Here is an 8132-nt window from a genome sequence, read left to right as displayed (position 1 = left end):
AGTGCGAGGTCGCCACCGGCGAGCGCGCACCGCACGCCGCCGCGCGGGCGCTGCTCGCAGCCGGCGTCGAACTCGCCGTGGTCAAACGGGGGCCCGAGGGCGTCCTCGCCGTCCACCGCGACGGGACGACGGCGGAAGTGCCGCCCGTGGAGGTGGAGGTCGTCAACGGCCTCGGCGCGGGCGACGCGTTCGGCGGCGCCCTGTGCCACGGGCTGCTGGCCGGCTGGCCGCTCGACCGGACGCTGACGTACGCCAACGCGGCGGGCGCGCTGGTGGCCACGCGGCTGTCGTGCTCGGCGGCGATGCCGACGGGGGAGGAGATCGAGGGGCTGCTGGGCGGGGGTGCGGTGGCTTCCGGCGGGGCCGGCGCCTCCTGTGCTTCAGGCCCGGAGCCCGGCTCGTCCGGCTCGTCCGGCTCCGCAGCCGGTTCCTCCGGAGTGGAGGCCGCCGCTCCCCGTACGGAGGTCCCCCGCCCGTGAGCGTGCAGATCGCCGAGCTCGCCCGTATCCGCAGCCGGCACCCCGAGGCCATCGCCGAAGCCGCCGCCCGGCGCGCCCGGCGGCCGCTCGTCGGCGACAGCGGGCGCCTGATGATCATCGCGGCGGACCACCCCGCGCGCGGCGCCCTCGGCGTCGGCGACCGCCCCCTCGCCATGGCCGCCCGGCCCGACCTGCTGGAGCGGCTCTGCCTCGCCCTGTCGCGGCCCGGCGTCGACGGGGTCCTCGCCTCCGCCGACATCCTGGACGACCTGCTGCTGCTCGGCGCGCTGGAGAACAAGGTCGTCATCGGCTCCATGAACCGCGGCGGGCTGGCCGGCGCGGCCTTCGAGATGGACGACCGCTTCACCGGGCCCCGCGCGGAGGACCTCGCGGCGCTCGGCTTCGACGCGGGCAAGCTGCTCCTGCGCATCGACCCCGGCGACCCCGGATCGCTCACGACCCTGCACGCCGCCGCCCGCGCCGTCGACGCGATGGCGGCACACCGGCTGCCGGTCTTCGTCGAACCGTTCCTCTCCCGGCGCATCGAGGGCAAGGTCGTCAACGACCTGAGCGCCGAAGCCGTCACGAAGGCGATCGCCATCGCCTCCGGGCTGGGGGGCACGTCCGCCTACACCTGGCTCAAGGTGCCGGTCACGGACGACCCCGCGGACATGGCGCGGGTGATGGAGACGTCGACGCTGCCGGCCGTGCTCCTCGGAGGCGATGCCGGGGGCGACCCGGGCACGGTGTACGAGCGCTGGCGGTCGGCGCTGCGCCTGCCGACCGTCCAGGGGCTCGTCGCGGGCCGGGCCCTCCTCTACCCGGCGGACGGGGACGTGGCGGGAGCGGTGGACAGGGCGGTGGGGTTGCTGTGACGGGGGCGCGGTGTGCGGCGCGGCCGGGTGTGACGGGGTGCGCTCGTGGGCGGGTGACGGCTCGCCGGCCGGATCCCGCCCTGCCCGCCGCCGGGGCTGGATCCGGCACCGCCGGGGCGGTACGCGGGGGTTGCTCGCCGTCGCGGCGGGGGAAGAGCTCCGGCCCCGCCCTTTCACTGTTTCCCGGGGGCAGGCCCCCGGCCCCCCGCCGCCCGGGGCTCCGCCCGGCGGCAGTCAAGGGAGCACAACCCCGCACGACCTGTTCGGCGGGCCGGACCCACCCTCGTCAGGAGGCCGACCGATGACCCACCCCTACGACGTGGACGTCACCCCCGAGCAGGCCGGCTGGGCCCACTCCGCCCTTCGCGTGCTCACCCTTCCCCCCGGCGGCGCCCACACCTTCCCCACCGGTGACAGCGAGTGGATCGTGCTCCCCCTCCGCGGCGGCTGCGCCGTCACCACCGGCGACGGCGACTCCTTCGAACTCCGCGGCCGCGCGAGCCCTTTCGCGTCGGCCACCGACTTCGCCTACGTCCCCCGCGACACCACCGCCACCCTCACCACCCCGGCCGGAGGCCGCTTCGCGCTCGCCGGGGCCCGCTGCGAGCGCCGCCTGCCCGCCCGCTACGGCCCCGCCGAGGCCGTCCCCGTCGAGCTGCGCGGCTCCGGCACCTGTTCGCGCCAGGTCAACAACTTCGCCGCCGCGGGCGTCTTCGCGTGCGACAAGCTCATCGCCGTCGAGGTCCTCACCCCCGGCGGGAACTGGTCCTCCTACCCGCCCCACAAGCACGACGAGCACCACCCGGGCGAGGAGTCCGAGCTGGAGGAGATCTACTACTTCGAGATCGCGGACGGGCCCTCCGGCACCCCCGGCCTCGGCTACCAGCGCGTGTCGCCCTCGCGCGACGGGGGCACCGACGTCCTTGCCGAGGTCCGTACGGGAGACGTCGTGCTCATCCCCGACGGCTGGCACGGCCCCTCCATGGCGGCGCCCGGCCACGACATGTACTACCTCAACGTCATGGCCGGCCCCGGCGCGGAGCGCGCATGGCTCATCCGCGACCACCCCGACCACGCCTGGATCCGTACGACCTGGCCGGGCCTGCCCGTCGACCCGCGGCTGCCGCTCCACCCGGGAGGGAACCGATGACGACCGACCGCACCGCCGACCTGCCCTCCGACCGCACCGCCGACCGGACGGCCACCCGCCGCCTCACCGTCGCCCAGGCCCTGGTGGAGTTCCTCTCCCGCCAGTACACCGAGCGCGACGGCCGCCGGCAGCGTCTGATCGCCGCCTGCTGGGGCATCTTCGGCCACGGCAACGTCGCCGGGATCGGGCAGGCGCTGCTGGAGTCCGGCGACGCCATGCCGTACCACCAGGGCCGCAACGAACAGGCCATGGTCCACGCGGCCGTCGGCTACGCCCGCCACCGCGACCGGCTCTCCGCGCACGCCGTCACCACGTCGATCGGCCCCGGCGCCACCAACCTCGTCACCGGCGCCGCCCTGGCCACGGTCAACCGCGTCCCCGTCCTCCTCCTCCCCGGCGACACCTTCGCGACCCGCCCCGCCGACCCTGTCCTGCAGCAGCTCGAACACCCCGGCGCGGGCGACGTGTCCGTCAACGACTGCCTGCGGCCGGTCTCCCGGTACTTCGACCGGGTCACCCGCCCGGAGGCACTCATTCCGGCCGCCTTGCAGGCCGTACGGGTCCTCGCCGACCCCGTCGAGACCGGCGCCGTCACCCTCGCCCTGCCGCAGGACGTGCAGGCCGAGGCGTACGACTGGCCGGAGGAGTTCTTCGCCGAGCGCGTCTGGCACGTGCGCCGCCCCGCCCCCGACCCGGCCGAACTGGCCGCGGCCGCGGCGGCGGTACGGGCCGCCCGCCGCCCCCTGCTGATCGCCGGCGGCGGCGTCCACCACAGCGAGGCCGAGGACGCGCTGCGCGCCCTCGCCGACGCGACCGGCATCCCCGTCGCCTCCACCCAGGCCGGCAAGGGATCCCTGCACCACGCCCACCCGGCGGACGTCGGCGGCATCGGCCACACCGGCACGGCCGTCGCCGACGACCTGGCCCGTACGGCCGACCTGGTCATCGGCGCGGGCACCCGCTACAGCGACTTCACCACCGCCTCGCACACCCTCTTCACCGCGCCGGGCGTGCGTTTCGTCAACCTCAACGCCGCCTCCTTCGACGCCCACAAGCTCTCCGCGCTGCCGCTCGTCGCGGACGCCCGCACCGGCCTGGAGGCGCTGGCGGAGGCCCTGGCCGGCCACCGCGTCCCGGAGGCGTACGAGAAGGAGTACACGGCCGGCAAGCAGGCCTGGGAGCGGCTCGTCACCCGGGCGTTCACCGCGCAGGACGCCGCCGTGCGCCCGACCCAGGCCCAGGTCCTCGGGGCCCTCGACGCCGTCGCCGACGCCACCGACGTCGTCGTCAACGCCGCCGGCTCCCTCCCCGGCGACCTGCACAAGCTCTGGCGCGCCCGCTCCCGCCGCCAGTACCACCTCGAGTACGGCTACTCCTGCATGGGCTACGAGATCCCGGCGGCGATCGGCGTCGCCCTGGCCGAGCCCGGCCGCCCGGTGTGGGCGCTCGTCGGCGACGGCACGTACCTGATGATGCCGACGGAGCTGGTCACCGCCGTGCAGGAGGGGATCCCCATCAAGGTGGTGCTCGTCCAGAACCACGGGTACGCCTCGATCGGCGGCCTGTCCGAGTCCGTCGGCGGCGAGCGCTTCGGCACCGCCTACCGCTTCCGCGCCGCGGACGGCACGTACACCGGCGACCCGCTGCCCGTGGACCTGGCCGCCAACGCCGCCTCGCTCGGCATGCACGTGCTGCGCGCCCGCACGGCCGGTGAGCTGCGGGAGGCGCTGTCCGAGGCACGCGCCTCCACGCGCCCCACATGTGTCTATGTCGAGACCGAAACAGCCGACACAGTGCCGGGCGCGCCCCCTGCCCAGGCGTGGTGGGATGTGCCTGTCGCCGGGACCGCGACCCGCCCGGCGGCCCGCAGGGCCCGGGAGGAGTACGAGCGCCACGCCGCCTCCCGCCGCCGCTATCTTTGACCGTAGGAGAGGCCGACCGATGAAGACCGTCAACCACTGGATCGACGGCAAGGCCGTCGAGGGCACCTCCGGCACGTACGGGCCGGTCACCGACCCGGCGACGGGCGCGCAGACGACGCGGGTCGCCTTCGCCTCGGCGGAGGAGGTGGACGCCGCCGTCGCCGCGGCCAAGGCCGCCTTCGCGACGTGGGGCACGTCCTCCCTGGCCACCCGCACCGCGATCCTCTTCCGCTACCGCGCGCTGCTGGACGCCCACCGCGCCGAGCTCGCCGAGCTGATCACCGCCGAGCACGGCAAGGTGCACTCCGACGCCCTCGGCGAGGTGGCCCGCGGCCTGGAGATCGTCGAGCTGGCGTGCGGCATCACCACGCAGCTCAAGGGCGAGCTGTCGACCCAGGTGTCCGGCGGCGTGGACGTGGCGGCGATCCGCCAGCCGCTGGGCGTCGTCGCGGGCATCACGCCGTTCAACTTCCCGGCGATGGTGCCGATGTGGATGTTCCCGCTGGCCATCGCCTGCGGGAACACCTTCGTGCTCAAGCCCAGCGAGAAGGACCCCTCGCCCGCGATCCTGCTGGCCCAGCTGGCCGCCGAGGCCGGGCTGCCCGAGGGCGTCCTCAACGTGGTCAACGGCGACAAGGAGGCCGTCGACCGGCTGCTGACCCACCCGGACGTCGCCGCCGTCTCCTTCGTGGGCTCCACGCCCATCGCCCGCCACATCCACCGGGTGGCCGGCGAGCACGGCAAGCGCGTCCAGGCCCTCGGCGGCGCCAAGAACCACATGCTGGTGCTGCCCGACGCCGACCTCGACGCGGCCGCCGACGCCGCCGTCTCCGCCGCGTACGGCTCGGCCGGCGAGCGCTGCATGGCCGTCTCCGCGGTCGTCGCGGTGGGCTCGGCCGGCGACGAGCTGGTGGCGAAGATCCGCGAGCGCGCCGCGAAGATCAAGATCGGGCCGGGTGACGACCCCGCCTCCGAGATGGGCCCGCTCATCACCGAGGCCCACCGCGACAAGGTCGCCTCCTACGTGCACGGCGCGGCCGCCCAGGGCGCCGAGGTCGTCCTCGACGGCACCGGCTTCACGGTCGAGGGCTACGAGAACGGGCACTGGATCGGGCTGTCCCTGCTCGACAAGGTGCCGGTCGAGGCCGACGCCTACCGCGACGAGATCTTCGGCCCGGTGCTGTGCGTGCTGCGCGCGGAGTCCTACGAGGAGGGGCTGGCGCTCATCAACTCCTCGCCGTGGGGCAACGGCACGGCCGTCTTCACCCGGGACGGCGGCGCGGCCCGCCGCTTCCAGCTGGAGGTCCAGGCGGGGATGGTCGGCATCAACGTGCCCATCCCGGTGCCGGTCGGCTACCACTCCTTCGGCGGCTGGAAGGACTCCCTCTTCGGCGACCACCACATCTACGGAAACGACGGCGTCCACTTCTACACGCGCGGCAAGGTCGTCACCACCCGGTGGCCCGACCCGGCCGACAGCGCCGTGGACCTGGGCTTCCCGAGCCACCGCTGAGGACCTCCCGCTGCGCGGAACGCGATCGTCCGGAACGTAAGCTCAGGCCATGACCTGGTCCAGTGCGCTGCGGAAGGCCGCGCGCGACGGGCTGGCGATCGAGCGCACCAAGCTGACGCCCGTGGTCGCCGCCCGTGGCGCGCTCGGCGTCGCGATCGTGGTCGGGGTCATCCTGTGGCTGGGGACCCCGGCCCTCGCGGTGTCGTCCGCGTTCGGCGCGTTCTCCGCCGGGCTGGTGACGTTCCAGCGGAGCTGGCGGCCCCGCCCGGTGCTGGCGCTTGCCGTGGCGGTCGGCCTCGCCGTCAGCACCTTCCTCGGCTACGTGGCTGCCTTCGACCCCGTCGTCTTCGGCACCCTGCTGACCGTCTGGACGCTGCTCGCGGGCATGGCCTGGGCGGTCGGGCCGGTCTCCGGGCTGGTCGCCACGCAGACGATCGCCGTCATGCTCGTCACCGTCACGCTCCCGACGTCCGTCACGGGAGCGCTGCACCACGCCGGGCTGATCGCGGTCGGCGGGCTCGTCCAGGCGGCCCTCATCGTGCTCCTGCCCGTCCGCCCCTGGGGCGTCCAGCGGGACGCGCTCGCCGACGCGCTCGCCGCCGAGGCGGACTACGCGCGCAGGCTCCGGCACGACCCGCAGGCCGGCTTCGACCCCCAGCCGCTCATAGACGCCCGCGAGGCCGCCGAACTGACCCCCCGCCAGGCCCGCAGCCGGCCCCGCCAGCTGGCCGGGCCGCGCGGCGTCGCCGAACGGCTGCGGCCCGTCCTCGCCGCACTCGCCGACCCCGTCCTCGGCGCCCCCGCCGAGGGGCCCGAACGGGACCGCGCGCGGGACCTGCTGGGCGCGGCGGCGACCGTGCTGGACGCCGTCGCGCGCGCCATCCGGTGGGGCAAGCCCGTGAAACTGCCCGAGGAGGCGACCGCCGTCCTCACCGTGCCCGCCACCGGGCCGGTCCTGCACGGCGCCGCGCGCCGCTCCGCCCTGCGCCTGATGGCCCTGCTCGGCGACGCGGTCGACGCCACCGACCAGCCCGTGCGCCGCACCACCGCGCGCGGCGCCCACGAACACCGGCACCTGCTGCGGCCGTCCGTGCCCCGGCTCGTGCCCGTCGCGCTGCGGGCGCTGCGGCGCGAGGCGCGCTGGTCGTCACCGGTCGGGCGGCACGCCGTGCGGAGCGCCGCGGTCGTCCTGGCCGGCTACGCCGCCGGCACCGCCCTGCCCTGGGGGCACGCCTACTGGGCGCCCATGACCTCCGTGATGGTGATGCGGCCCGACTTCGGCCAGACGTATTCGCGGGGCGTCGCCCGGTTCGCGGGGACGGTCGTCGGCGTGGCCGTCGCCGGCGTGCTGATGGCCCTCACGCACCCCGGGCCGTGGGTGTGCGCCGGACTGTCGGTCGTGTGCGCCGGGCTGATGTACCTGCTGATGCGCACCGGCTACAGCGTGACGTCCGCGTGCATCACCGCGTACGTCGTCTTCCTGCTCGGCATCGCGGGGGAGGGCTGGTCGCAGACCGTCGAGGCGCGCGTCGCCCTCACCCTGCTCGGCGGGCTGCTGGCGATGGCCGCCTACGCGCTCTTCCCCACCTGGGAGACGCCCCGGCTGCGGGACCGGCTCGCCGAATGGCTCACCGCCAACGGGCACTACGCGCTCGCCGTGCTGGGCGCCTACGCCGAACCCGGCGAACGTAAGCCGCGCCGCGTGCGCGAGGCCCTGCTCGACGCGCGCGTCGCCCGTACCGCCTGGGAGGAGATGGCCGGGCGCGCCCTGACCGAGCCCGTGCGGCACCGCGGGCTCTCGCGCACCTCGGAGCGGGCGGCGGAGTCGGCGCTGGCCACGATGGGCCGGGCGACGCTGCTGATGGAGGCCCACCTGCCGGAGAAGGACGCCGAACCGTCGAAGGGCGCGGCCTCGTTCGCCGCCGCCGTGGCCGGCTCCCTGCCGGCCGCCGCCGCGGCCGTCCGCGACCGCAAACCCCTCGACTGGACGGCCCCTCAGGCGGCGCTCGCCGCGTGGCGCGCGGAGGAGGGCGAGGAGGGCGTGGCCGTCCGGGGTTCGGAACTCCTCCTGGACGCCCTGAACGAACTGGCAACGGCCCTGTCCCCGGGCCCGGGCGGCCGCAACCGCGCCGCGCGCAGACCATAGGGCCGCGCCGTCTTTCACGGCGCGCCCCCGAAGAGCCCCGGCCGCCC

6 protein-coding genes are annotated in these 8132 nt (G+C 75.7%); all 6 read left to right on the top strand.

What is annotated here, in order from left to right:
• Positions 1 to 479, top strand: a 479-nt coding sequence (locus V7793_RS28745; protein WP_336011747.1) for a PfkB family carbohydrate kinase, incomplete at its 5' end; no start/stop codon positions are given.
• Positions 476 to 1354 (top strand): Cgl0159 family (beta/alpha)8-fold protein, encoded by an 879-nt coding sequence (locus tag V7793_RS28740; RefSeq protein WP_336011743.1) that lies wholly within the window; start codon positions 476 to 478, stop codon positions 1352 to 1354. The genes V7793_RS28745 and V7793_RS28740, both read left to right, overlap by 4 nt.
• Before the next feature lie 301 nt (positions 1355 to 1655).
• Positions 1656 to 2504, top strand: coding sequence for a 5-deoxy-glucuronate isomerase (gene iolB / locus V7793_RS28735; RefSeq protein ID WP_336011741.1), 849 nt, complete (start codon positions 1656 to 1658; stop codon positions 2502 to 2504).
• A complete protein-coding gene (gene iolD / locus V7793_RS28730) occupies positions 2501 to 4426 on the top strand; it encodes a 3D-(3,5/4)-trihydroxycyclohexane-1,2-dione acylhydrolase (decyclizing) (RefSeq protein WP_336011736.1) in 1926 nt (641 codons plus the stop codon). Before iolB ends, iolD begins: the two co-directional genes overlap by 4 nt.
• Positions 4427 to 4445: 19 nt before the next feature.
• The gene (locus tag V7793_RS28725) at positions 4446 to 5939 is read left to right on the top strand and encodes a CoA-acylating methylmalonate-semialdehyde dehydrogenase (RefSeq protein WP_336011734.1); all 1494 of its coding nucleotides are present in this window, start codon (positions 4446 to 4448) and stop codon (positions 5937 to 5939) included.
• A gap of 49 nt (positions 5940 to 5988) precedes the next feature.
• Positions 5989 to 8085 carry an FUSC family protein gene (locus tag V7793_RS28720; RefSeq protein ID WP_336011732.1) on the top strand — a complete coding sequence of 699 codons (2097 nt, stop codon included), beginning with the start codon at positions 5989 to 5991 and terminating at the stop codon, positions 8083 to 8085.
• The last annotated feature ends 47 nt before the right edge of the window (positions 8086 to 8132 follow it).

The sequence above is a fragment of the Streptomyces sp. KLMMK genome (assembly GCF_036961605.1).
Lineage (GTDB): Bacteria > Actinomycetota > Actinomycetes > Streptomycetales > Streptomycetaceae > Streptomyces > Streptomyces telluris.
This window is presented reverse-complemented; position numbering and strand designations above follow the sequence as displayed.

What these genes read in the sequence shown, in the direction of transcription:
- iolB (WP_336011741.1), top strand. Translation starts at nt 1,656, where the DNA reads ATGACCCACCCCTACGACGTGGACGTCACCCCCGAGCAGGCCGGCTGG.
- iolD (WP_336011736.1), top strand. Translation starts at nt 2,501, where the DNA reads ATGACGACCGACCGCACCGCCGACCTGCCCTCCGACCGCACCGCCGAC.
- V7793_RS28725 (WP_336011734.1), top strand. Translation starts at nt 4,446, where the DNA reads ATGAAGACCGTCAACCACTGGATCGACGGCAAGGCCGTCGAGGGCACC.
- V7793_RS28720 (WP_336011732.1), top strand. Translation starts at nt 5,989, where the DNA reads ATGACCTGGTCCAGTGCGCTGCGGAAGGCCGCGCGCGACGGGCTGGCG.